Origin of the sequence: Ruegeria aquimaris, from assembly GCF_025751555.1 — a bacterium.
Lineage (GTDB): Bacteria > Pseudomonadota > Alphaproteobacteria > Rhodobacterales > Rhodobacteraceae > Ruegeria_B > Ruegeria_B aquimaris.
Genome location: NZ_JAOWLB010000002.1, coordinates 235,559 through 260,474, shown reverse-complemented (window position 1 = coordinate 260,474; position 24,916 = coordinate 235,559). Strand labels below are relative to the sequence as shown.

19 protein-coding genes are annotated in these 24,916 nt (G+C 64.0%); 7 read left to right on the top strand and 12 right to left on the bottom strand.

What is annotated here, in order from left to right; genetic code table 11:
* Positions 1 to 43 precede the first annotated feature (43 nt).
* Positions 44 to 634, bottom strand: a complete 591-nt coding sequence (gene pncA, locus OE747_RS04100) for a bifunctional nicotinamidase/pyrazinamidase (protein ID WP_263827331.1) — start codon at positions 632 to 634, stop codon at positions 44 to 46.
* Between the two features lie 141 nt (positions 635 to 775).
* Between pncA and OE747_RS04095 the strand changes: the two genes are divergently transcribed.
* The 3 genes from OE747_RS04095 to OE747_RS04085 all read left to right on the top strand — a co-directional run bounded on the left by OE747_RS04095 (position 776) and on the right by OE747_RS04085 (position 3,555).
* Entirely contained in the window at positions 776 to 1,999 is a 1,224-nt protein-coding gene (locus OE747_RS04095) for an Hsp70 family protein (protein ID WP_263827330.1), read from the top strand.
* Positions 2,000 to 2,075: 76 nt separating this feature from the next.
* Positions 2,076 to 2,981: an oxygen-dependent tRNA uridine(34) hydroxylase TrhO gene (gene trhO / locus OE747_RS04090; protein ID WP_263827329.1), complete on the top strand. Its 906-nt coding sequence runs from the start codon at positions 2,076 to 2,078 to the stop codon at positions 2,979 to 2,981.
* Between the two features lie 67 nt (positions 2,982 to 3,048).
* Positions 3,049 to 3,555 carry a potassium channel family protein gene (locus OE747_RS04085; RefSeq protein WP_263827328.1) on the top strand — a complete coding sequence of 169 codons (507 nt, stop codon included), beginning with the start codon at positions 3,049 to 3,051 and terminating at the stop codon, positions 3,553 to 3,555.
* A 6-nt stretch (positions 3,556 to 3,561) separates the two neighbouring features.
* On the opposite strand, the gene OE747_RS04080 is transcribed toward OE747_RS04085, so the two are convergent.
* From OE747_RS04080 to OE747_RS04050, 7 genes are all read right to left on the bottom strand, one after another.
* Complete coding sequence (locus OE747_RS04080) at positions 3,562 to 4,638, bottom strand: DUF1513 domain-containing protein (protein ID WP_263827327.1); 1,077 nt, start codon at positions 4,636 to 4,638, stop codon at positions 3,562 to 3,564.
* A 3-nt stretch (positions 4,639 to 4,641) separates the two neighbouring features.
* Positions 4,642 to 5,640, bottom strand: coding sequence for an imelysin family protein (locus OE747_RS04075; protein ID WP_263827326.1), 999 nt, complete (start codon positions 5,638 to 5,640; stop codon positions 4,642 to 4,644).
* A gap of 1 nt (position 5,641) precedes the next feature.
* Positions 5,642 to 7,063: a di-heme oxidoreductase family protein gene (locus OE747_RS04070; protein ID WP_404818293.1), complete on the bottom strand. Its 1,422-nt coding sequence runs from the start codon at positions 7,061 to 7,063 to the stop codon at positions 5,642 to 5,644.
* Between the two features lie 28 nt (positions 7,064 to 7,091).
* Positions 7,092 to 8,099 carry a hypothetical protein gene (locus tag OE747_RS04065; RefSeq protein ID WP_263827325.1) on the bottom strand — a complete coding sequence of 336 codons (1,008 nt, stop codon included), beginning with the start codon at positions 8,097 to 8,099 and terminating at the stop codon, positions 7,092 to 7,094.
* A gap of 62 nt (positions 8,100 to 8,161) precedes the next feature.
* The gene (locus tag OE747_RS04060) at positions 8,162 to 9,424 is read right to left on the bottom strand and encodes an imelysin family protein (protein ID WP_263827324.1); all 1,263 of its coding nucleotides are present in this window, start codon (positions 9,422 to 9,424) and stop codon (positions 8,162 to 8,164) included.
* Between the two features lie 105 nt (positions 9,425 to 9,529).
* Positions 9,530 to 9,859, bottom strand: a complete 330-nt coding sequence (locus OE747_RS04055) for a hypothetical protein (RefSeq protein WP_263827323.1) — start codon at positions 9,857 to 9,859, stop codon at positions 9,530 to 9,532.
* Positions 9,860 to 10,308: 449 nt separating this feature from the next.
* Positions 10,309 to 12,594, bottom strand: coding sequence for an arginine/lysine/ornithine decarboxylase (locus OE747_RS04050; protein WP_263827322.1), 2,286 nt, complete (start codon positions 12,592 to 12,594; stop codon positions 10,309 to 10,311).
* A 219-nt stretch (positions 12,595 to 12,813) separates the two neighbouring features.
* On the opposite strand from OE747_RS04050, the gene OE747_RS04045 reads away from it, so the two are divergent.
* Both OE747_RS04045 and OE747_RS04040 read left to right on the top strand, forming a co-directional pair.
* On the top strand, positions 12,814 to 14,064 hold the full coding sequence (locus OE747_RS04045; RefSeq protein ID WP_263827321.1) for an aminotransferase class V-fold PLP-dependent enzyme: 1,251 nt from the start codon (positions 12,814 to 12,816) through the stop codon (positions 14,062 to 14,064).
* 99 nt (positions 14,065 to 14,163) lie between these two features.
* Complete coding sequence (locus tag OE747_RS04040) at positions 14,164 to 16,581, top strand: GcvT family protein (RefSeq protein WP_263827320.1); 2,418 nt, start codon at positions 14,164 to 14,166, stop codon at positions 16,579 to 16,581.
* A 95-nt stretch (positions 16,582 to 16,676) separates the two neighbouring features.
* Here the strand turns inward: OE747_RS04040 and OE747_RS04035 are convergent, their stop codons facing one another.
* Complete coding sequence (locus OE747_RS04035; RefSeq protein ID WP_263827319.1) at positions 16,677 to 17,564, bottom strand: LysR substrate-binding domain-containing protein; 888 nt, start codon at positions 17,562 to 17,564, stop codon at positions 16,677 to 16,679.
* Between the two features lie 182 nt (positions 17,565 to 17,746).
* Between OE747_RS04035 and OE747_RS04030 the strand changes: the two genes are divergently transcribed.
* Together OE747_RS04030 and OE747_RS04025 are read left to right on the top strand one after the other, a co-directional pair.
* Positions 17,747 to 19,120 (top strand): MmgE/PrpD family protein, encoded by a 1,374-nt coding sequence (locus OE747_RS04030; protein ID WP_263827318.1) that lies wholly within the window; start codon positions 17,747 to 17,749, stop codon positions 19,118 to 19,120.
* 4 nt (positions 19,121 to 19,124) lie between these two features.
* The gene (locus OE747_RS04025; RefSeq protein WP_263827317.1) at positions 19,125 to 20,660 is read left to right on the top strand and encodes a trimethylamine methyltransferase family protein; all 1,536 of its coding nucleotides are present in this window, start codon (positions 19,125 to 19,127) and stop codon (positions 20,658 to 20,660) included.
* Positions 20,661 to 21,202: 542 nt separating this feature from the next.
* Here the strand turns inward: OE747_RS04025 and thpR are convergent.
* From thpR to motA, 3 genes are all read right to left on the bottom strand, one after another.
* Positions 21,203 to 21,715, bottom strand: coding sequence for an RNA 2',3'-cyclic phosphodiesterase (gene thpR / locus OE747_RS04020; protein WP_263827316.1), 513 nt, complete (start codon positions 21,713 to 21,715; stop codon positions 21,203 to 21,205).
* 108 nt (positions 21,716 to 21,823) lie between these two features.
* Positions 21,824 to 24,028: a hypothetical protein gene (locus tag OE747_RS04015; RefSeq protein WP_263827315.1), complete on the bottom strand. Its 2,205-nt coding sequence runs from the start codon at positions 24,026 to 24,028 to the stop codon at positions 21,824 to 21,826.
* Positions 24,028 to 24,897 carry a flagellar motor stator protein MotA gene (gene motA / locus OE747_RS04010; protein WP_263827314.1) on the bottom strand — a complete coding sequence of 290 codons (870 nt, stop codon included), beginning with the start codon at positions 24,895 to 24,897 and terminating at the stop codon, positions 24,028 to 24,030. Before motA ends, OE747_RS04015 begins: the two co-directional genes overlap by 1 nt.
* Positions 24,898 to 24,916 lie beyond the last annotated feature (19 nt).

Genomic DNA, 24,916 nt, shown 5'->3' with positions numbered 1-24,916 from the left:
TACCCAACGTTCTAGCCCGGCAGACCTTAACAAATGGCAACTATCAGGTCAGTTTCACGCCCGCCGCCCGCATGGCGTCGATTGCGGCCTGCAAGGAGCCGTCAAGGTCGATCGCACGGCAGGCGTTCATCTGTACCGTGACGTCGTAACCCAGACGCGCCGCATCGACAGCAGAATAATGAACACAAAAATCGGTCGCCAGACCGACCAGGGTCAGTCGGTCGATGCCACGATTGCGCAGGTATCCGTCCAGTCCGGTCGGTGTTGTCTTGTCGTTTTCAAAGAACCCCGAATAGCTGTCGATACCGGCACGGAACCCCTTGCGAATGATCAGGTCCGCATCGGTGACAAGGTCGGGATGGAACTTGGCCCCGCGTGTGTTCTGAACACAGTGATCCGGCCACAGAACCTGAGGCCCATAGGGCATCTGGATCAGTTCGAACGGTGCCGCACCCGGATGCGAAGACGCGAACGACGAGTGCCCTGCCGGGTGCCAGTCCTGCGTCAGGATCACAGCATCGAACGCGTTCATCATCCCGTTGATCAAGGGTACAATCGCATCGCCCTCGGGCACCGCCAATGCGCCGCCGGGGCAAAAATCGTTCTGAACATCAATCACGATCAGGCCATGCATGGCTATCTCCCTTTTGGAGCGACACTAGCGTGCGGGCGGAGGATGAAAAAGCACCCTTTGCGCCACAGGCCACGCAAACGGCGTTGCGATCGTCTGCTCTCCGATATATCCGGCTCCTTTCGCACAGACCGGGAGAGAGCTATGGCACGTCTTGGCGTGGATTTTGGAACGTCGAACACTGCGGTCGGGCTGATGCAGGCGGGGCAGCCCCGGATTCTCCCTCTTGAACCAGGGGCGCAAACCCTGCCAACGGCGGTGTTCATCGACTTTGACACCCGCCGCTACGTCTATGGCAGCGACGCCGCCCGCGCCATGATGGACGGGCAGGAGGGCCGCTTTCTGCGTGCGCTGAAGAGCGTTCTGGGCACCTCTCTGGCGCGCGAACCCCGTGTGTTTCTGAACGAGCGGCTGACCCTGGTCGAGGTGATCGCCCGCTTTCTGACCGAGATCCGGGAGCGTGCCGAAAAGCTCAGCGGGCAGAGATTTGATCGCGCCCTGTCGGGCCGACCCGTCCATTTCCATTCTGCGGCACCCGATCGCGACGCCCAGGCCCGGATTGACCTGCGTGACGCTTATCTGCTTGCCGGATTCCGCGATGTAGACTTTCTGCCCGAGCCCGAAGCGGCGGCGCTTGCGGTTGCGGGACAGGGGCGGATGCTGATCGTCGATATCGGCGGCGGCACCTCGGATTTCACCCTGTGCGACCGTCAGGGTTCGGCCACCCAGGTTCTGGCGAGCCGCGGCTTGCGTATCGGCGGCACTGACTTTGACCGGGTGCTGAGCCTGGAACATGCGATGCCGTTGCTGGGTTACGAGACCAGGATCGGCGCCGAACTGGGCGATGCCAGCCACAGCGCGCCCCGGGCGCTGTTCCACGATCTGGCGAGTTGGGAAAAAATCGCCTTCGTCTATGATCCTGCCATCTTGCGCGAGGTGAGGCGCTGGGCGCGCCTGGCTGAACAGCCGCGCCTGTTCGAACGCCTCTCCGAAGTGCTGGAATCGCATCTCGGCCACGACGTGGCCTATGCGGTCGAGGCGGGCAAGATCGCCGCCAACGGGGCCGAGGCGGGCCGCATTACGCTCGATATCATCGAGCGTGGGCTGGGGGCCGATCTGGGTAAGGACGCGATGCAAGCGACGCTGGCCGGTTTTGCCGATGAAATCGCAGTCTGCGCGATGCAGACCGTGCGCGATGCGGGTGTCACTCCGGGTAGTGTTGATCAGGTCGTTTTTGTGGGTGGTTCCAGCCTGATGGCGGTGATCCGGTCGGCTTTGCGCCGTGTCCTTCCCGACGCGCGGCAACAGGACTCCGAAGTGTTCACCGCCGTGGTGCATGGCCTCGCACTGGCCAGCGAAACTCAATAAAACAACATCGAAAACGCATGTTTTGCCATATGGCGCGCCTCTTGAAATCGCGGGCGGCGGGGCGTATGGCGCGGGCATGTACACGATCGCCGCACTCTACCACTTCACCCGTTTCCCCGATCCCGCCGCGCTGAGACCGGCCCTGCTGACGCTGTGCCAGGCGCAGGAGGTCAAGGGTACGCTGTTACTTGCAAAGGAGGGCATCAATGGCACCATCGCCGGTCCTCGCGCGGGAATCGACGCGGTGCTGGCCCATATCCGCGCTCTGCCGGGCTGCGCCGATCTGGAGTGGAAAGAGGCCCAGAGCGACCATCCGCCCTTTGGCAAGATGAAGGTGCGGCTGAAGAAAGAGATCGTGACCATGGGGCAGCCGGATGTCGATCCGCTGGCGAAGGTCGGGCACTACGTGGAGCCGCAGGACTGGAACGACCTGATCCGGTCGGAGGACGTCGTGGTGATCGACACCCGCAACGACTATGAGGTGGCAATCGGCACGTTCGAAGGCGCCATCGACCCCAAGACGGACAGTTTCCGCGAATTCCCTGCCTGGTGGGAGGCCAACAAGGAGCGGTTCCACAACAAGCGGGTGGCGATGTTCTGCACCGGCGGCATCCGGTGCGAGAAATCCACCAACTATTTGCTGGGGCAGGGGGTCGAACAGGTCTATCACCTCAAGGGCGGCATCCTGCGCTATCTCGAAGAGATGCCCGCCGAGAACAGCACCTGGCAGGGCGAATGTTTCGTTTTCGACAACCGGGTCTCGGTCGGCCACGGATTGGTCGAGGGGCCGCACGAGCTGTGCCATGGCTGCCGCCGCCCGATCCTGCCCGAGGACCGAAAGCGCCCGGAATACGAACATGGTGTAAGCTGTCATCTCTGCATCAATGAAACCACTGACGCGGACAAGACGCGCTTTCGCGAACGGCAGAAACAGATCGCGCTGGCCCGCGCGCGCGGAGAAGAACACCTCGGCAGCCATTGAGCCGCTGCGCGCTTGCCTGATCTCGACGGACAAGAGATGATCGAAGCCGGAGATCGAGGAGCAGGACATGGCCAAACCGCATTCCCTGACGCGCGAGTGGCGCGGAACCATGATAGCCGCAGGCGGCATGGTCATCGTCAGCAGCCTTGCGTTTCGCATCTTGTCACATGTTGACGAAGGCCTTGCTGGTGGCACCCTGGGTACGGTTTCGACAATCGCCTTGGCTGCCTGGCTGTTGATGCAGCTCTGGACCTATGTCGTGCGCATCGGCCAGCCCAAGCATCAGGTGGTGCTGATGGGTATCTCCTTTATCCAGTCGGTGCCGTTCCTTTACGCGGCGGTCTATGCCTCCTTCGGATACACGGACAGTTGTGTTCAGGGGGCGGATCGTGCCTCGGAACTGCTCTATTTCTCTTATGTCACCTTCACCACGGTCGGTTATGGCGATCTGCAACCCGTCGGCATGTGCCGTGGCCTGGCCGTGGCCGAGGCGGTGACCGGCTACATCCTGCTGGGCCTGTTTGTATCGGCGGCCGTGGCCGTCGCCTCGCATAACCGGCATTCGAAGGAATAGCCCTGCCTAGCCCGCGTTAACGGGAACCAGGTGATTGTCCCAGGCAATGTTGGTCTGGCTCAGCGACGCGCCGTCAATCCACTGCAATTGTCCCGTCCCTGACGAGGTAAGCAAACGGCCGCCCAGCAGACTCAGCCCGCACACATCCTCAATCTCGACACTCTGCGCAATTCTGCCTGTGGTCACGTTGCTCAGCTGAACACGGCCACCGCGCGGCGATGACACGGCGACCTGAGCGCCGCCGTCGAAAAACGCGACACTGCCGCCATAGCCGTTCATGGCGCGCATCTCGATCTCACTACCGGGAACGGCTTGGGGCGCCGCGCCCCTCTTGTGCAATCCCAGAACCGGGCGCAATTCGGTCTCCTCGCCTTCCCACTGCATGGCAAAAGCGACCAGCCCGTCGCCCCGCACATCAAGATGCCGGATCGAGTTTTGCCGGTGCTCGGGTGGCATCTGCACCATGTCCAGAACCAAACCCTCAAGCGACAGATAGGTCAGGTTGGGTTGCATCACCGGCAGGTTCAGCTTGGCCCGGCCACTGTCCGGGTGGGTCTCTACCCCGCCATTTGCGACGACCAGCGTCCGGCCATCGGGCATCAGCCGGATGTCATGCGGCCCGACCCCGGACGAGGACACCTCTCCCATCCGGCGATATCCCCTGGCCACGTCCCACAAGCCGATACGACCCTCACCCGCCTCATAGTCGTTTTCCGTTGTATAGAGGGTCGTCCCATCGGGCGAAAACACGCCGTGGCCGTAGAAATGCCGCCCCTCGGGGGCCGAAAGTCGCGCGATCTCGGCGCCGGACACGCAGTTCAGCACCACCGCAAACCGTCCCGGGCGGCGGGCAAAGGCGACGGCCTCGGGGCGGTCGGGATGGGCGGCGGCGGCATGACCCCGGTCGGGGATGGGGATACGAAAGACCGGCCTTCCCTGATAGTTGACGCCGTAGAGGAAATAGGCGCCATCCGGCGCCCGCCCAGCGCTCAGAAACGCCGGAGCACCCGCATCGGCCCAACTCAGTCTCGGTGTCAGGCTCGCCGCTACCAGTCCTGCCAGAAAGCCGCGTCGGTTCCGCATCGCTCAATCTCCGTCCAATGAGTTGAACCCGGCTGAAACGCCCAGCTTGGGTCCAAGGTCCTTTGCCACCGCCTCGCGGATCTCGTTCACCCGTTGTTGCAAGGCCTCGATACGAACCCGACCGCTTGGGTTGGCGACCCCGACCAAAGTGGGGTCGTCAATCCGGCTTGCCGTTTCGAGCGCCAGATCGAATTTCGCGGCCAGTTCCATTTGCAGGTCGGTATCTTCTTTGGCCAACAGCAGCGCCAACTCTCGTTGCGACCCCAGCGACGCCCGGATCAGGTCCAATGACAGGCCGGATCGCCACATCTCGGCCCGTAGCGAGCGCGGCTTGTCATAGGTACCCAGAGGCCGTCCCAACCGTAACTCAGCCGTCATTTGCAGGCCGGTCCGCAGCGCCTTGAAGAACTCCTGGAGCACCTCCGCCTCGGACTGATATGTACCTCCCGGTCCCGGGCTGCGCATCAGGGCGGCATAACGGTCGTGCCAGTCGGTGGCCATGTCACCTGCCAGCCGCGCACCATCGGCGGCGATGGCGCGGATCAGGGCGCAGCGGTATTCGGCGGTCCCGGCTGTTGCGATTCTGTCGTCAAACAGCAGGTATTCCAACGCATAGAGACCCCGCGCCGCGATCGAAACCTGGGCAAAGGCGGTGCTGTCGGAAACGGCCTGATCCCGGGCCAGGATCAGCCCCATCAGCACCTTGGGCGTCATGCCCCGATTGTCCGGCCAAAAGGCAAGCGCGAAGCCGCGGTTTTCCGCCTCGCTCGGGCCGAACCGCAAGTGGCTGACCGTTGTCCAGGCTTTGACGGCATCGGCAAACGCTCCTCTCAGCGGGGCTGAGGCCGTGTCACACTCTGCGTCCGCCATGGCGGACAAAGCCTGCGTTTGGGCCTCTAGCCGATCGAACCCGGGCAGGACATGGGCATCCAGAATGTCATTCCCTGGATCGGCCGCTGCCATACCAGCGAGGAACAGGGGGAAGAGCAGCATACGGATCATTTCAGAGGCTCTCCAAAAAGCGGATCAGGGCGGCACGATCCGCAGGCGTCATTGCGATCACTGCCGTCTGCTGCGGTTCCGCTTCGCCGCCGTGCCACAGGATCGCCTCCAGCAGCGACCGGGCACGCCCGTCATGCAGGAACCGGCTGTAGCCGCTGACCTCGGCGGTCAAACCAATGCCCCAGAGCGGCGGCGTGCGCCATTCATGGCCATCGGCACGGCCTTCGGGCAGCGCGTCTGCCAGACCGTCGCCCATGTCGTGCAGCAACAGGTCTGTGTAAGGCCAGATCAGTTGAAAGCTCTGTTCCGGCTGATCCGCCAGGCGTGCCGTGACATGTTTGGGCACGTGGCACCCAACGCATCCGGTGTCATAGAACACCTGCTTGCCGCGCAGGACCTCGGGGTCATCTGGCAGACGCCGCTCGGGCACCGCCAAGTTGCGGCTGTAGAAACTCACAAGTTCAAGCCCCGCACCGTCAATCTCGGTGTCGCGGATATCGCCATCGCCATGCGGCGCGGCGCGACAGGTCGCTTGCGCCGCGCTGCAATCACCCCATCCGTCCGGAAACAACGGCGAGGAGATGCCGATATCATTGGCAAAGGCTGCGGCCGACTGATCGCGGATCGTGGCCTCTCCCGCCTTCCAGCCAAAGCGCCCCAGCATAGGTTGTTCGCCATCCCGCGACCAAACCCAATTGGCCCGGCCCGAGATGCCGTTGCCATCCCGGTCGTCCTCGTCAACTAGGGCAAGGATGTCCTGTTCGGGGATCGCCTCCAGCAGCCCAAGCCCGATCATCGGCGGAGCAACCCGCGCGCTGAACACGGTCTCGCCATTCAGCGGGCCATAGCCAAGCGTGCCTAGGTCGTATTCAGGCTGTCGCAGGACCACAGTCTCACCACCCGCCAGCTCGATTGGGATCTCGCGATAACGCACCGCTATTTGCGCCTCGGCGGCATGGCCGGGCAGGGCGAGGTCCTGCAATTGACGGCCATAGACCGGGTCCGGTCCGCCGCCGGGTCGGGCCAGGCGCACGATCATCGACACGGATCCATCCTGATCCGGGGGCTGCCCGCGCCCGTCGCGGATATGGCAGGCCTGGCAGGATCGCGCGTCATACAGCGGGCCCAGCCCGTCCGAGGCCTGCGTGGACGAAGGCGACGACACCCAGATCTTTTCGAACAGGGCCTTGCCCAGCAGAAAATCCAGTTCCCGCTCAAAACTCATGTTTGCCGACGGATGCGAAAACGCATCGCGATCCGTCGTATTCCTGAGCGTGGCGGCCCCACCGGGCAGGGCCTCATAGGGTTCTGACTGTTCGAACGCCTCGGTCGGGCGGATGACCTCGGCAATCCGAGCGGCATCCTCTTTGACGGGTGACGCCGCAAGCGCCTGACCGCATGCAGCGGTCAGGCAGGCAGAGATCAGACCCAGAACCGATCGTTGAAACACGTCAGCTTCCCAGGGCGATTTCAAAATTCACGCCGAATACATGATCGGTTACACCGGCTTCCTCGATCCGGGCCAACGCAGCGCCGATCAGATAGCGGTCTCCGAACTCGTATTCGGCGCCAATGGATAGCAGTTCGGTCTTGCCCAGGCTATCGACATCCCGGGTCGCCACCGTACCCGACAAGGTCACATCGCCGACCGCATAGGCGGCGTTGAGCGTGACAAAACGGGCATTGTCGGCGGTGCCGCCATAGCCATCAAACACCGCAGCCTCGGCGAACAGATCGAGCGCGCCGCCGAATGTATGGCCAATGGCCAGAAACCCGCCGGTCTCGTCCGAGACATCGCCAGCACCCGCACTGAGATGCCGGGCACCTGCCCAGACCCGGGTGTCACCGAACGTGCCGTGCCATTGCAGGCTGGCATTGTCGAGCCGCCCGGTATTGCCTGCACCCCCCAGGGCCGTGCTGTTGCGCCCTCGGTTGAACCCGGCCGATTGGCTGAGCGCGGTGTCGTCGGCGTAGAACAGTCCGATCGACAAGACACCCGCCACCCCCAGGTCAAGATCGGTCAGCGCGCCGATCTGCTCGGACAATTCGTAATCCTCGGCCAGTGTGCTGCCGAAATATCCGGCAGCCTCGTCCCAGGCGGTGCCAAAGGCCGGATGCACCTTGCCCAGTTGCACTGTGGCTGGACCGATTCCAAACTCCAGACCCAACTGATCCAGGTACAGACCATAGCCGGTGTTCGCGGCGGCATCTTCGACCTCTTCAAAGGTCAGTCCGGCAAAGATCGAAACGCCGTTGCCAAAGGCGTAGGTGCCCAGGAACTCGCCCTTGGCATAGGCCGTATCGGTCTCGTTTGCCGGTGTGTCGGACGAATAGACGGATTCAAAGCCCAGTTCCACCGACCCTTCCCAGGCAAACCCGGATTGATCTTGGTCTTGGGCTTGGGCGGCGGTGGTACAGGCAATGGTGCCGACCAGAGCCGCAAATCTTTGGATGTACATTTTGCTACTTTCTTTGATGAGCAGCTTGGCGGGCCATCAAGGCTGGCTGGCTGTGTGTAAGCCTATTGAAAAACCGCGCCCGGATTGTCGAGCGATTCCGAGCCTTCGAAGCTGATTTCATCCAGCCCCAGCGCCGGAACCAGGCGCTGGATCGAGCGGGTCTGATCGATCAGCCCTTCGACCCCGGCCATGATCAGGGCTTCGCCTTCGGCATTGCCGCGCGCCAGCATCTGGTCATAGGCCATCCCGCCCTTGACCGCCGTCCGGATCGCCTCCAGCGCCGCCATGGTCGTGTCGAGCTTGCTACGCAGTTCTGCGTCCAGGCCCGGGTCGGTTTCGGCCACCAGATCGGACAGAGATGGGCCGGCGAGCACGTCACCATTCAGCCGCTGATACCGGCCGAGGTAGACGTTCTGAACGCCCAGCCCGTCATAGTAATGGCTGTTGTGGGTGTTGTCCGAGAAGCAGTCGTGTTCCTCTTCAGGATCGTTCAGCAGAAGGCCCAGCCGCATCCGCTCACCTGCCTGTTCGCCATAGCTGAGGCTGCCCATGCCGGTCACGATGGCGATCAGCCCGGCGGCTTCATCCGCCATCACCGCTGCACGCGCGGCACCCCCCCGGGCCCATTGCGCGGCCATCCACTCCAGGTCGTCGACAAGCAGGGTGGTGGCGGCTTGCAGGTAGGCTGCGCGGCGGTCGCAATTGCCGTTTGTACAATCCGTACCCTGCGCATAGTCGGTCCAGGGCCGGTTCCCGGCGCCCGGGCCGTTGCCGTTCAGGTCCTGCCCCCAGAGCAGGAACTCGATGGCATGATAGCCCGCCGCGACATTGGCATCGACACCGTCGGCCTCGTGCAGGGTGTCGGAAAGCAGGGTTGGCGTGATGCTGGTCGCGTCCACCTGGGTTCCGGACAATTCGAACTGCGGTGTCGCGATGACATTCAATGACGCATAGAGGTTGTCATCGGTCGGCCCGGCGTAGGAGGCATCGACATAGTCGATCAGCCCTTCGTCGAGCGGCCAGGCATTCACGCGGCCTTCCCAATCGTCGACGATCGGGTTGCCGAAACGATACACCTCGGTCTGCTGATAGGGGATGCGGGCGGCCAGCCACGCCTCGCGGGCGGCGGCAAGCGATGCCTCGGAAGGCTTTGAAATCAGGTCGTTTATCGCGACTTGCAGAGCGCGCGACGTGACCAGGCTGTCCTGATATTTCGCCTCGGCGATGTTGGCATAAGTGACAAGTACGGCGGCTCTGTCCGTGGCCAGGGCGGGCGCGGCGCAGAGCAGGGTCAGCGCAGAGGCTACGAGCGTTTGGGGTGTCATGGATGTCCCTCGGATGTGAGTCAGGCTTGGCTTGACCCGCAGGGATCTGGCATGACAGTTAACTGACTAAATAAGTCAGGCTTGTCAACCGGGAGTTAGCTCCGTTCACCTGTTGCGGTCGATCCAGGCGGACATGGCGGCCTTGTCGTGAAAACACTCGGGCGGCACGGTCCGGCGCTTGGCCCGCGCGATCCGCTCGGCAAAAGCCACTTGTTTTCCAGAGGGATAGCGGTCGAACGGCGACTCGGATGCAGGCCGGTGGGCGGAGATCCAGGCGGACAGAACACGGCGATCACGCTGCGCCTCGACCGGGATTTCCAGGGCCGAGCGTTGTGCAATCGCGCGGGCGTATCGCAGTTGTTTTTCGGTGACCGGCAGCAGGTGATAGTCGTTGCTGGGGCCGTCGAACGCGTGCATGCGCGGGGCCGTCAACATGGGGAAACCCTCCATTCCACTATGGAACAAATATAGAACATCTTGTGGAGAATTTCAAGATGCCGGTCGGATCAACATAGTGTTGCACCCCCGAAACCCCGCCGAATTGACCGTTTTGTACTGGCTAAACGACCCCAATTGACCGTTTTGTACGGGCGTCCGGAGGGAAACGGGAGGCGGCGACAGGCATGTGTCGCGGAACAAGCGTTGGATAAACCCCCGCCAAGGCGGGGCTGTGCCGGGACGGAGTTCCGCACGACGGAGCAAGGGATTCGCTGCGGGGGCGGCCCGACCTGAGACCGAACATCAAAACAGGCGTTCGGATTGCGCCGGCATCGGGTTCTTTCCGCCCCGGCGCAAGTCAGTCACCCGCCGACCACAGTTGGTGTCCGGCGCCCGCACTGCTGGCGAAAGCAAACGCCCCGTTGTCATGCCGGGGCGTTTTCTTTTCACTCGGCGACACAGTCGGCGAAATACCGGACCTCGCCGTTCTCGCCGACCTCGTGAAGCAAGCCGTGGATATCGGTTTCGAAGCCGGGGCATTCGCGGGCAAACTCGCGGTTGAACCGAAGATAGTCCACGATCTCCTTGCTGAAGACTTCGCCGGGGACCAGAAGCGGGATACCGGGCGGATAGGGGGTGACGAGGCTTGTGGTCACACGGCCTTCGAGATCGTCGATCGCGACCCTTTCGGTCTTGCGTCGCGCAATATGGGAAAACGCGTCGAGCGGGGACATCGCAGGGCGGTGATCGCCCAGATAGATCTCGGTCGAGAGCCGCGCCACGTCGTATTTGGCGTAGAGATCATGCACGTGCTGGGACAGATCCTTGAGTCCCATATGTTCATAGCGTGGCTGTTTGGCGCAGAATTCCGGCATCACGCGCCACAGCGGCTGGTTGCGGTCATAGTCGTCCTTGCACTGCTGGAGCGCGGCGAGAAGCGTGTTCCAGCGGCCCTTGGTGATACCGATGGTGAACATGATGAAGAAGCTGTAAAGACCGGTCTTTTCGACCACGACACCATGTTCGGTCAGGTATTTCGACACGATCGAGGCGGGGATCCCGGTTTCTTCGAAGCGGCCGTCGATGTTCAGGCCCGGGGTGATGATCGTCGCCTTGATCGGGTCGAGCATGTTGAAGTTGCGGGCCATGTCGCCGAACCCGTGCCAGGCGTCTTCGCCCGAGCTTTCGATGGCATCGCTGTCGGTCTTCTTCAGCTCCCAGGCTTTGGCGCGGCCAATCCCCTCTTCGGCCAGTTCGTCGGGGCCCCAGACCTGGAACCACCAGTCGTTGCCATATTCCTCGTCCACCTTGCGCATGGCGCGCCGGAAATCGAGCGCCTCCATCAGGCTTTCCTCGACCAGCGCGGTGCCGCCCGGGGGCTCCATCATCGCCGCCGCGACATCGCAGCTGGCGATGATCGAGTATTGCGGGCTGGTGGACGTGTGCATGAGGTAGGATTCGTTGAATAGATGCCGGTCGAGTTTTGCCTCTTCCGCATCCTTCACCAGAACATGGCTGGCCTGGCTGATGCCCGCCAGAAGCTTGTGGACCGATTGCGTCGCGTACACCATCGAGCTTTTCGTGCGCCCGCGCTTGCGCCCCATCGCGTGGTAGGTGCCGTAGAACGGGTGGAAGGCCGCATGCGGCAGCCAGGCCTCGTCGAAATGCAGCGTCTCGACATAGCCGTCGAGGATCTCTTTTATGACTTCGGTGTTGTAGAGCACCCCGTCATAGGTGGATTGCGTGAGCGAGAGGATGCGCGGCTTTACCGTGTCGGGGTCGATCCCTTCCAGAAGCGGGTTGGCCTCGATCTTGGCCCTGATGGCTTCGGGTTCGAATTCGGATTTCTGGATCGGGCCGATGATCCCCCAATGATTGCGCGTGGGCTTGAGAAAGATCGGGATGGCGCCCGTCATGATGATCGAATGCAGGATCGATTTGTGACAGTTGCGGTCCACCAGCACGATGTCGCCCGGCGCGACGTTGTGATGCCAGACCATCTTGTTCGAGGTCGAGGTCCCGTTGGTGACGAAAAAGCAGTGATCGGCGTTGAAGATCCGCGCCGCGTTGCGCTCTGACGCCCCGATGGCGCCGTTGTGGTCGAGCAGCTGGCCCAGTTCCTCGACCGAGTTGCAGACATCGGCGCGCAGCATGTTCTCGCCGTAGAACTGGTGATACATCTGCCCGATGGGCGACTTCAAAAAGGCGACACCGCCCGAATGTCCGGGACAATGCCACGAATACGAGCCGTCCTCGGCATAGTCGAGAAGCGCCTTGAAGAACGGCGGCTGGATGTATTCGAGATAGTTCTTCGCTTCGCGGATGATGTGGCGGGCGACGAATTCGGGGGTGTCCTCGAAGGCATGGATGAAACCGTGCAGCTCGCGCAGGACATCGTTCGGCAGGTGCCGCGAGGTCTTGGTCTCGCCATAGATGTAGATCGGGACATCTTCGTTCTTGTAGCGGACCTCTTGTATGAAGCTGCGGAGATTCAGAACCGCCGGGGCGAGGTCGGGGCCGGGGCTGAACTCTTCATCGTCGATCGACAGGACAAAGGCCGCCGCGCGGCTTTGTTGCTGCGCGAATTGCGACAGATCACCGTAGCTTGTCGCGCCGAGGACCTCGAACCCTTCGGCTTCAAGCGCTTGTGCAAGCGCCCGAATGCCGAAGCCCGACGTGTTCTCGGACCGGAAATCCTCGTCGATGATGACAATGGGAAAGCAAAACTTCATCTGTCGATCCTTGATGCGACTTGTGAACTTCGACTGTTGTCGAAGTCTGGGGAAATGACGTCAAGTGCCGAAAAAACCATTGGGAGGTGACATTGTCCACAGTCCAGTTGTCTTGCCTGCCGTGAAGCGGCCCCTTGCGCCTCAAAAGTTTTGCGTGTCATTGCCCGCGTCCGCGCGTAGCGTGCGCGCGAATCCGTGGACGAGCCATATGGAGCCTGCATGACCCAGATCACCCCCGCGCTGCTGACCGAAATCCGCAGCCGTTTCGCGCAAATCGACCACTGCCCGGTGCAGGGCCCGCGCGTGTTCTTTGAAAATGCCGGTGGCGCGCTGACGCTGCATTCGGTGGTCGAGACATCGGCCCGCTATGCGGCGATCCCCGACAACCAGGGGCGCGACAACCCGGGCAGCCACGAGCTGGTGCGGGTGATCGACAAGGCCAAGGACGACATGCGCGTGTTCATGAACGCGCCGGGGGGGCAGTTCTTTGTCGGCGAAAGCGGTACTGAGCTGACCTTTCGCCTGATCATGAACGCCTGCCTGGGCGCCGGGCCGGGGGTGGTGCTGGGCACGACGCTGGAGCATCCGGCCTCACGCAGTGCCTGTGACCGCTGGGCGCGGGTGGCAGGGCAGCGGCATGTGCTGGTGGCCCATGACGACGCGACAGGCACGGTGACGCCCGAGGCCTATGCCGCGGCGGTGACGCCCGATACCGTGGTGGCGACCGTGGTCCATACCTCGCCCGTGACCGGCATGGGGGTGGACCTGGAGGGGATCGTGGCGGCGATCCGGGCGGTTGCGCCCGAAGCCTATATCATCGTGGACGGCATCCAGCATGCGGCGCATGGGCGGATCGACCTGGCGGCTTACGGTGTCGATGGCTATGTGATCTCGCCCTACAAGATGTTCTCGCGGCATGGCTACGGGCTGGCCTGGATCTCGGACCGGCTGACGAAATTGCCGCATAACGGGCTCTTGAACGGGCCTTCGGACAATTGGGAGATGGGAACGCGGGACACCGGCAGCTATGCGACGCTGACCGATGTTGCGGATTACCTCGAATGGCTGGGCGCGCAGGTGAGCGATGCGACCGACCGGCGGGCGCGGTTCGTGGCGGCGGGCGAGGCGATCCATGCGCAGGAAAAGGCGCTGACCGACGCGATGATCCATGGCACCGGCAACCTGCCGGGGCTGAAGGACATGGAGAAGGTGCATATCATCGGCGGCATCGACAACCCGGCGCGCGAGGGGCTGGTGTCGCTCTGGGTCGAGGGTGTGGCCTCGGCCGAGGTGGTGGCGCAGCTCAATGCGCAGGGAATCCGCACCCATGTGCGCAAGGCCGATCATTACTCGGGCAACATCCTTGATCCGCTGGGGCTGGACAGCTGCGTGCGGGTGTCGATGTGCCATTACAACAGCGTTCACGAGGTGGCGCAGTTCCTGGCGGCGATGAAGGCGATCGCGGCCTGACACAAAACAAAAACCGGCCCCCCACCCCAGAATTTTTGGCGGGTGCGGGGCCGGGTCTGCGGCTAGGGTCGTCCGGGACACAGTACGGAGACCCGCCCCATGAAAACCCATGCCCAGGCCGTCGTGATCGGCGGCGGTCTTGTCGGATGCTCGATCCTCTATCACCTGGCCAAGCTGGGCTGGCGCGATGTCGTCTTGCTGGAGCGGGACGAGCTGACCAGCGGATCGACCTGGCATGCGGCGGCGAATATCCACGGGCTGCACGACAACAACAACGTCACCCGTATCCAGCATTACACGATGAACCTGTACAAGGAGCTGGAGAAGGAGACCGGGCAGGGCTGTGGCGTGTTCCAGGCGGGCTCGCTCTATCTGGCGCAGACCGAGGCGCGGGAACACCAGCTGCGGCTGCAAGAGGCCAAGGCGCGGTATTACGGGCTGAACTTCTACGAGATCGACAAGGACCGCGCCAAGGAACTGCACCCGCTGGCGCAATTCGACGATATCCGCTGCATCATGTATGAACCCGATGGCGGCAATGTGGACCCGTCGGGCGTGACCTATGCCTATGCCGCCGGAGCCCGCGCCATGGGGGCCACGATCGAACGGTTCTGCCCGGTGATCGGCACCGAGCCCCAGCCGGATGGCAGCTGGATCGTGCGCACCGAGAAGGGCGACATTCACACGCAATGGGTGGTCAACGCGGCGGGCCTGTGGGGGCGCGAGGTGGCGGCGCTGGCGGGCATCACCCTGCCGCTGCAACCGACCGAGCATCAGTATTTCGTGACCGAGGCCATCCCCGAAGTGGCGGCGCTGGGCCGCCGCCTGCCGTCGATCGCGGACCGGGATGGCGAATATTACTTCCGGCAGGAAGGCAACGGGCTGCTGATCGGCGCCTATGAGAAGGACATGAAGTTCTGGGCCGAAAACGGCACGCCGCTGGATTTTGCCCATGATCTGTTCCCCGACGATCTGGACCGGATCATGGAAAACGTGATCCGCGCGACCGAACGCGTGCCGGTGGCGGCGACGGCGGGGGTCAAGCGGGTGATCAACGGGCCGATGATCTGGTCGCCGGATTCGAGCGCGCTGTGGGGACCGGTGCCGGAATTGCGGAACTATTTCGTCTGCGGCGGCATCATTCCGGGCTTTTCGCAATCGGGGGGGCTGGGCCTGTTGGCGGCGCAATGGATGATCGAGGGCGAGCCGCAATACGACATGTTCGCCTGGGACCTGGCGCGGTTCGGCGACTGGGCCGACAAGAAGTTTACCAAGGCGCGGGTGCAGGACCAGTATACCCATCGCTTTGCCATCCATTTCCCCAACGAGGAGCGCAGCGCCGGGCGACCGGCGCGGGTGCGTCCGGCATATGAGATGCAAAGGGAGATGGGCGCGGTGTTCGGCATGAACTGCGGCTGGGAGCATCCGCTGTGGTTCGCCGACCGCGCCGGTGTGAGTGAGACCGTGGGCTTTACCCGCCAGAACTGGTGGGAGCCGGTGGGCCGCGAGGTGCGGATGCTGCGCGAGCAGGTGGGCGTGATCGACATCTCGAACTTTGCCAATTACGACATCAAGGGGCCGGGCGCGCGCGAGTGGCTGGACCGGCTGGTGGCGAACCGGGTGCCTACGGTGGTGGGCAGATCCTGTCTGACACCGCTGATTGGTGTGCGGGGCGGGATTGCGGGCGATTTCACCATCACCATGACGGGCGAGGATGCCTATATGATGGTGGGGTCCGGCATGGCCGAACGTTATCACCAGCGGTTCTTCAACATGGTGGATTTGCCTGCGGGCACCACGCTGGAAGTCGCGACCAACCGCATCGCGGGCTATAACGTGGCCGGACCCAAGGCGCGCGACATGTTGCAGCGGCTGACCAATGCCGACCTGTCGAACGAGGGCTTCCCCTTCATGCGCTCGGCCACGATCGAGGTGGCGGGCGTGACCTGCCTGGCGATCCGGGTCAGTTTCACCGGCGATCTGGGATGGGAGCTGCATTGCGCCGAGGGGGATCAGGTGAGGCTGTACACCGCGCTGGTTGCGGCCGCGCGCGAGATCGGCGGCGGGCCGGTGGGCAGCCGGGCACTGGGGTCCTTGCGGATCGAGAAGGGCTATGGGTCCTGGGGTCGGGAATACAGCCCCGAATACTGGCCGCAGGAAGTGGGACTGGAGCGGCTGATCAAGGCGGATAAGGAGTTCCTGAACAAGGCGGCCTGGCTGAAGATCAAGGACAACCCGGTGCGCGAGGTGCTGTCGGTGTTCGAGATCGAGGCCGCGCATGGGGCGGACGCCAGTGGCGGTGAGCCGATCTTTACCCCCGACGGGAGGCCGGTTGGGCGGGTGACCTCGGGCGCCTATGGCTATTCGGTGGGCAAGTCGCTGGCCATCGGCTATGCCAACCCGGCAGTGGCGAAACCGGGCGACGCGCTGGAGGTGTTCCTGTTGGGTAAGCCGCACAAGGCGGTGTTGCTGGCCGAACCGCCATTCGATCCGGCGGGGACGCGGTTGAGGGGGTGAGCCTTGTCCCGATCCGGTGCGCAAGCGGCCGGGTCGGAATTTGAGTATTTTTGACCAGAAAGAAGCAGGACGGGGTTTCCTGGGCTGGGTGGCGGTCAGCCCTCCATCCGGGCGGCGGCGTCGAGCAGCCAGGACTTGAACAGCCGGACCGAGGGGGTTGGCGTGCGGCTTTTGAACCGGGCGCAATAGACCCAAGGATTGCGGATGTCGGTCTGGAACGGTTCGATCAATTCGCCCTGGTCCAGATAGGGGCGGGCAAGCACACGGGGCAGGGCGGCGCAGCCGAGGCCCTGGGCCGCTAGGCGGGCGGCGAGGGTGGAGACATCGGTCTTGTGTCCGCCGGTGGCCTCGAAGCTCTTGATGCCGAAATGGCGCGCCATCAGCTCCCAGTAGATCGGGCGGCCGAGCACCTGGATCCGGCGGGCGCGCACCAGTTGCGCCGGGTCGGTCAGGGGCTTGCCGTCGACCCGGAAATCGGGGGCGCAGACCAGGGCCAGCCGTTCGTCCCAGAGCTGCACCGCGCCGTCTGGGATGTCATCGGTGTGGTCCATGGTGATCGAGATGTCGGACACGTCCTGTTCCACATCGGTCCAAACGGTGCCGTGCACGGTGACCAGGATATCGGGATGGGTGGTGTGAAAGTCGCGCAGCACACCGGCAAGCCAGACCGAGGCCAGGCTGGTGGGGCAGGAGATCACCACCTCGCGCCGCCGCTTCTGGGACAGAAGCGCCTCGGTCGCGACGTCGATCTCTTGCAGGGCGTGGCGGACCGAGGGGAGATAGGCCTCGCCCACCTCGGTCAGGGCCAGCGCGCGGGGCAGGCGAACGAAGAGGGGGCGGCCGATATATTCCTCAAGCGAGCGGACATGGTTGCTGACCGCCGATTGGGTGCAGTTCAGTTCCTCGGAGGCGGCGGTAAAGCTCAGGTGGCGGGCGGCGGCCTCGAACGAGCGCAGGAAGGTGAGATGCGGCAGATGTTTCATGGTGCAAGTCTATTGCCGGTTGCCCGGCCTGCGGCAAGCCCTGTCCGGCCGGGCGTTGGTCAACGCAAAACCATCCGGGGCAAAAATATCCGGGGCATAGGCCCCGGCATTTTTGCGTGTGGTGCTGCGGGCGGGCGTCTAGCCTTGGTCTCGGAGACGCCCGGCTGGGCGAAGGAGGCCAGATGACCGCACCGATGAGCAAACCCCTCTCTACCTTTGACCGGATCGCCGATTTTGCGCTGGACCGCATCCCGGCAGAGATACCGGCCAGCACGCTGGAGGCGGCGGCCCTGATGACACTGGATACGCTGGGGATCATCGCCGCGGCAGGCCCGATGGAGGCGGGCGTGATCGCGCGCCAGACGGCGACCCTGCTCTATGGCAGTTCCGATCCGGGCCACAGCGCGCGGATGATGTTCGACGGGCGGCGCGTGAGCCTGGCGGGGGCGGCCTTTGCCGCCGCCACCCAGACCGACAACCTGGACGGCCATGACGGGTACAACCCGACCAAGGGGCATATCGGTGTCGTCGTGATCCCGACCCTGGCGACATTGGCGCAGCATCTGCCCGATCTGACCGGCCCCGAGGCGCTGGCCGCGATCACCGTGGGATACGAGGTGGCCGGGCGCGCGGGGATCGCGCTGCATGCCACGGTCAGTGACTATCACACCTCGGGCGCGTGGAACTGCCTGGGCGTGGTGGCGATGGCGGCGCGACTGCGCGGGCATGGGCGCGAGACGATGCGGCAGGCGCTGGGCATTGCCGAGTATCATGGCCCCCGCAGCCAGATGATGCGCGAGATCGCGACCCCCACGATGCTGCATGACGGCTCGGGCTGGGGCGCGATGGTCGGGATGTCGTCGATGATCCTTGCCGAGCACGGGTTCACCGGCGCACCCGCGATCACGATGGAGGCGCCCGAGGCGGCGCCGTTCTGGGAGGATCTGGGCCGGTTCTGGCAGATGGAGCATCAATATGTGAAACCCTATCCGATCTGCCGCTGGGCGCATGCGGCGGTGGACGGGGTGCGCGCGATCATGCTGGAGCATGGTCTGAGCCATACGGATATCGCGCGGGTGCATGTGAACAGTTTCCACGAGGCGGCGTGCCTCTATCAGGGGCTGCCGCCCTCGACCGGGATCGCGCAATATGCGCTGCCGTTTCCGGTTGCCGCCTATATCGCTTATGGCCGGATCGGGGTGGAGCATATCTCGGGCCCCGGTCTGTCGGACCCGCTGGTCGCCGAGATCATGAGCCGTATCACCGTGGCCGAGACCGAGCGCCATTCCACGCGGTTTCCGGCGGGGCGCTGGGCGGATGTGGAGATTGCCACGACGGACGGGCGGGTATTGCTGTCAGGCGACACCCATGCGCGGGGTGGACCCGAGGCGCCGATGTCCCGTGACGAGGTGTTGGGCAAATACATGGATTTTGCCGCGCCGGTCCTGGGAGAGGAACGCGCGGCGTCGCTGCGCGACGCGATCCTGGGGCTGACAGATCCGGGCAGCCGGTTCGCCGATGCGGCGGCACATCTGTTCGAGCCGGTTCAGGGTTGAGCACATGAGCGACCGCAGGACCGGCGGCCGGCGCGGCAAGAGCGCGCGCAGTGGCGGTGGCATCGAGCAACTTCCCTGGCAGCAGGTGCGCAACCCCTATCCCGGGTTCGAGCTGGCCTCGCCCGAGGAGATGGAGCGGCTGCACGCCACTTCGATGCGGGTGCTGTCGGAACTGGGTATCCGGGTGATCGGTGACAATGTGCTGGACCTGTTTGTACAGGCAGGCGCGCTGGTCGACCGTGACAGCCGGATCGTGCGCATTGACGAGACGCTGGTGAACGCGGCGCTGGCAACGGTGCGGCGCACATTCACCCTGACCAGCCGCAATCCGGCGAAACGGATCGAGATGGGCGGCAATGCGCTGAACTTCGGTCTGGTGGCGGGGCCGCCCAACGTGCATGACCGTGTGAACGGGCGGCGGTCGGGCAACTATACCGACTATTGCAACTTCATCCGGCTGGCGCATCATTTCAACGCGATCCACATCATCGGCAATCAGGTGATGGCGCCGGTCGAGATGCCCGCGAATACCCGGCATCTGGACACCTATCTGGCCAATCTGACCCTGTCGGACCTGTCGTTTCACTGCACCGCCATCGGGCGGGGCCGGGCGCTGGACGGGATCGAGATGATGGCGATCGCACGTGGTCAGACGCTGGAACAGATGGCAACTGACCCTGGGGTGATCACCATCATCTCGGTCAACTCGCCGCGTCTCTTTGATGATGCGATGGGGGACGGGCTGATCGCGATGGCCGAGCATGGCCAGCCGGTGACGATCACGCCCTTTACCCTGATGGGGGCAATGACGCCGGTGACGCTGGCTGCCGCGCTGGCGCAGCAGAACGCCGAGGCGCTGTTTGGCGTGGTGCTGACCCAGCTGGTGCGGCCCGGGACGCCGGTGATGTATGGCTCGTTCACCTCGAATGTCGACATGCGCTCGGGCGCGCCGGCCTTTGGTACGCCCGAGAACACCAAGGCGAACATCATCGGCGGGCAGTTGGCGCGGCGCTATGGGCTGCCCTATCGCACGTCGAATTCCAACGCTTCGAACGCGGTCGATTTGCAGGCCGCTTACGAGACGATGATGGCGACCTGGGGGGCGGTGCTGGGCGGGGCCAATATCATCTATCACGCCGCCGGATGGCTGGAGGGCGGGCTGACCGCGTCTTATGAGAAACTGGTCCTGGATGTCGAGATCCTGCAGAACATGATGGAGTTCCTGCGGCCGCTGGATGTCTCGGATGACGCGCTGGGCTTTGACGCGATGGCGGGTGTGCCGCCGGGCGGGCATTTCTTTGGCGCCGCGCATACGATGGAACGCTACGAGACCGCGTTCTACCGCCCGATCTTGTCGGATTGGCAGAATTACGAGAGCTGGGAGGCGGCGGGGGCGGTGGATGCCGCAGAACGCGCGACCCGGGTCTGGCAGCAGGCGCTGCGGGAGTACGAGGAACCGGCGATGGACCCCGGCATTCGCGAGGCGCTGGAGGCCTACGTGGCGCGGCGCAAGGAGACGATCGGCAGCGGCGAACCCTGAGGCCCGGGTGTCCGACGTCATGGCTGGTGGTGCGATCCGTTCGACGGAAGGGAACGATGCGTTGGGGGACGGGTACATCGAGGCCGCGCCGCGTACTGTTACCCGGCAGGCGATTTGCAAGGCAAATCTGCCGAGAGGCATGCGCGCTATCCGGGCGGCAACGGGGATATTGCAGATCTGAACGCGGGACGGCCTAAGGCAAGCTTTCGCTCTTTGTTGTCATTGCCCGGAGCAGCAGCTTCGCAGTGGTACAGCTGAAAGAGAGAGCAGACCAAAAGGCTGCCCGTGAGTCTTGGGGTTCCCGCAGATGGTGCCTTGTCGTGTTCATAGTATCGCAACCGAGTGGGCCATCGAAGGTGCGATTGCGGCGCGCGCAATGGCACGGGGCGTCGGTTTGCGGACCAGACTTGGGCTGCGAACACGAGCCCCCGCAGGTCCATTGCGAGTGAATCTGATATGTGAAGTCGGCGGGATCGTGCATCGGCTGACAGAGCCAGAGCAAACCTGGATCCATGGCCTGGTCGAACGCCTGAACACAGGCGCTAGAGCAGCGGGTACTCGGCAAGGATCCGGTGCCGCGCGCCCGTGGGGTGAAGCGTTGAGCCATAGAGCGCCACCGCGGTGACAGGCAGGTCCGGGAGGTCGGTTTTGGCCAATCCCGGCGGCAAGGGCGGCGGGGCCGCGCCGGGGCGGAGACGGGCCAGCGTCACATGTGGACGAAACCGCCGTTTTGGCAGCCCGATCCCGGCGCGGCGGCAGGCCGAGGCGACCGCATCGTGCAACCGGGCCAGACGTGGATCGTTGGCCACGTGTACAAACAGCGCCGTGCCGAACACGCCGATACCCCCCATCGCCACGGCAAAGGGCGCGGTGTGCAGCGACTGGAGCCCGTGATGGAGTTCTTCCAGCACCGTTTCGGGCTGGTCGTCGAGAAAGGCAAGCGTCAGGTGCAGGTTGTCGCGCGGCACCGGGCGACCCGCACCCAGACGACGTTGAAGCCGCTCGAGAGGGTCGGCGGTACCGTCGGGGACCGGAATGGCGATGAAACTGCGCATGTGTTCCTTGTTGCCGACCGGGGCGGCCCGGTAAAGGCCCGTTATTCGCGGTCTGCCGGTCGCGCCCGATCGGCACCGGGTGAAATCCGCCGACGCCACGCCGGCGGATCATTCCAGCCGACCCAACATCTCCTTGATCCGGTCACGCATCGCGCTGCTGTCTTCGACGATGCTGCGGGCCTGGGCCAGCGGGGTTTCGGGATACTCGGTCCCGGCATTCAGCAGATCCATGCCCATGGCATGAATTTCGCCAAACCCGGTCCCTTCGGTGCCGGGCATCGGATCGGACGCGCCGGAGATCCAGACATAGCGGCTGGCCCGCTCCAGGTCCCCGGACTGCGCCAGCAGATCGGCGGCACCGGAATAGTCGCCGGTCTGGTACAAGGCCTCGGCCCGGATCAGGTTGGCCTCCTCGCCTTCGATCCCGGCCAGTTCAAGCAGGGCGCGGTGCGGCCGACCTGTGCCCAGCGTCGCGCGCGCGATCAGCACCGCGCGGTCATGCCGCCCCTTGCGGTCCTGCGGACGATCGGCGTAGCGCAGGGCCAGTTCATGAAACCCAAGCGCGGTCAGCCGCTCGGCGATCCGTTCCGCGTTTTCGGGTTCGGTGGCAAGGAACTGGTCATTCGGCAACAGCGAGATATGGCGCAGGAAGGTCAGGTCGTCGGATCGTGCGGTCAGGCGCGAGAGGACCCGGTTCAGGGTGTCACCCCGTGCATTCCGGTCACCGTCCGTCCCGGTTGTGCCAACCGCCTCCATCGCCTGATCGAAGCGGCCAGCCAGGGCCAGAGCGATGACATGGGCGGCCGCCAACCTGGGGCCGAGATCGGATTTGCGGTATTCCTGGGCAAAGGCGGCCGCCAGTTCCACATCGCGTTCGGACACATCGCCGCCCTCGGCCCAGCGTTTCTCGATCAGATCCGCCAGGGCCAGCGGGGCGTGAACGGAGGCCTTGTCGTCCGTCACGATCCGCGAGAGCTTCTCCTCCTGCACATCGGGCTTGTTTTCGAGCCCGGCCAGCTTGGCTTCGACCACTTCGACCGAGACCGGATCGGCGGTTCTGGTACGCTCGGTGGCGCGGAGAACCTGGCGCGCGGCGTCGACGAAACCTGCCTCGGTCAGATGGCCGCCCAGAGTGGGTCCCAGATGGGCGCGCAGATGCTGCGGCAGCGTGGCAAAGCTGCGCAGCATTGCCTTGGTATCGGCATTCTCGGCGACCCGGCCCTCGGTCAGGGCCGACCACAGGGCGGCCGGCCCATCGCAGGCCTGTTGCCTGGCCAGCGGATTGTCGGCGCGCGGCGGCACCCCATCGACCGCGTCGGCAAGGGCGGTGAGCAACAGCTGATCTCGCGGCTCGACCCCGGCCAGGGGCAGGACATCGCGGGCTTCGGCGCCGAACCCGAAATGGAGATACAGTCGCGTCAGTTGCAGCGCGATATCCGTGTCGACAGCGTCGAACTCCAGATACAGGCGCGCGCGAAGCCGTGCGAGCTGGGTCTGGAAAGGGGTCTCGTCGCCCCAGCTTTCGATCGCAAGCCGCGCGGCTTCGGTACAGGGCCGGTGCTGGACCGGTGACGCGATTCCATCCCGTGCCCCGCCCAGATCGCGGTCGACAACGGTGCTGATCCTGAGGTTCGACAGTCCGAGCCCCTGTTCCAGCGTTTCCGCCAGCGCCGCCTGCGCCGCCAGCGTATCCGGCGTGGCGCCTGTCGCGCCAGAAGGATCAAGGGTCAGCACCTCCTGATCGACGCCGCGCAGAATGCGCGACAGCAGTCGGGTTTCGACCGCGCGATCGGCTTGCCGGACCGGAAGCGCGGAAAACACCGGCGGCAGCGCCCTGTCAGTTTCAGCGGCAGCGGCGCTGTCGGAAGATGAAGGCCGGGCAATCCGGTCCGGGACCAGCGGCAGGGTTACAGGCCGGGCGACGGGCGGCAAGGCGGGCGGCACAGGCGCGCCCTCAGGGCGCGGACGGATGTCGATCACAAGCATTGACCCGGACTGGACAAACCCGCGCGCATCGCAGGGGCAGGCCAGTTTCAGCTCCAATGGGGCGCCCGGTGCCGTCTGGTTCAGGGCCGCCAGGCGCGTGTGCGGGATCCGATCAAACACGGTATCGAAACGGTAAACCAGCTCGGGGATGTCGATGGTCAGGCGCGCGGCATCCGCACCGCTTTCCAGGTTCCAGTCGGTTCCGGGTTCGATCCGGAACACGAGCCGGGTAAATCCATCGTGTTCACCCGAACGCACTTCGATTTCGGCGGCCCGGGCCGAGACCGCGAACAGGCTCAGAAACACGACGACCCAGAGTTTCAGCATCAGGCGGCGTCCTGTTTGAGACCCTTCAGAGCCTGTTCCAATTCGGTGAAATCGGGCCGGTTGTGCGCCGGTGTGTTCTGGCGGCCGACCTCGATGCACATGGACGCGTTGTGGTTGTGCAGATTGGCGACCAGTACCTCCTTGATCAGCAGGTAGAAGTGATTGTCTTCCTCGACCACCGCCTTGACCTTGGCCGCGAAGGGGCCAACCAGACCGTAGGCCAGAAACACGCCAAGAAAGGTGCCGACCAGCGCGCCGCCGATCAGTTTGCCCAGCACTTCGGGCGGCTGGTCGATCGAGCCCATGGTCTTGATCACGCCCAGAACCGCCGCGACGATTCCCAGCGCGGGAAGGCCGTCGGCCACTGTCTGCAACGCGTGGCTGGAATGCATGGCGTGATGCAGGTTGGCCTCCATCCGCTTTTCCAGCACCTCTTCGACCTGATGCGGGTCGTCATAATTCATCGAGGCCGAGCGCATCGTGTCGCAGATCAGGGCAACCGCCTCGCGGTCGGCCTGAATCCGTGGGTACTTAGAAAACAGCGCGGAATTGGCCGGATCCTCGATATGCTGTTCGACCTCGACCGGGTTCTGTCGGGCGATACGGATCAGCGAGAACAGCAGGCACAGCAGGTCATGATAGTCGCCGGGTTTCCACCTGGGTCCCTTGAACACCTTGCCGATGTCCTTGAGCGTATGCTTGATCGCACCCATGTCGTTGGAAATCAGGAAGGCCCCGGTTGCCGCTCCGCCGATCATCATGATCTCGAACGGCAGCGATTTCAGGATGATGGCCATCTTGCCGCCGGCCGCAAGATAGCCGCCGAACACCATCGCGAAGATCACCACGATACCGATTATGCCGATCATTTTTGCGTCTCCGCTCTAC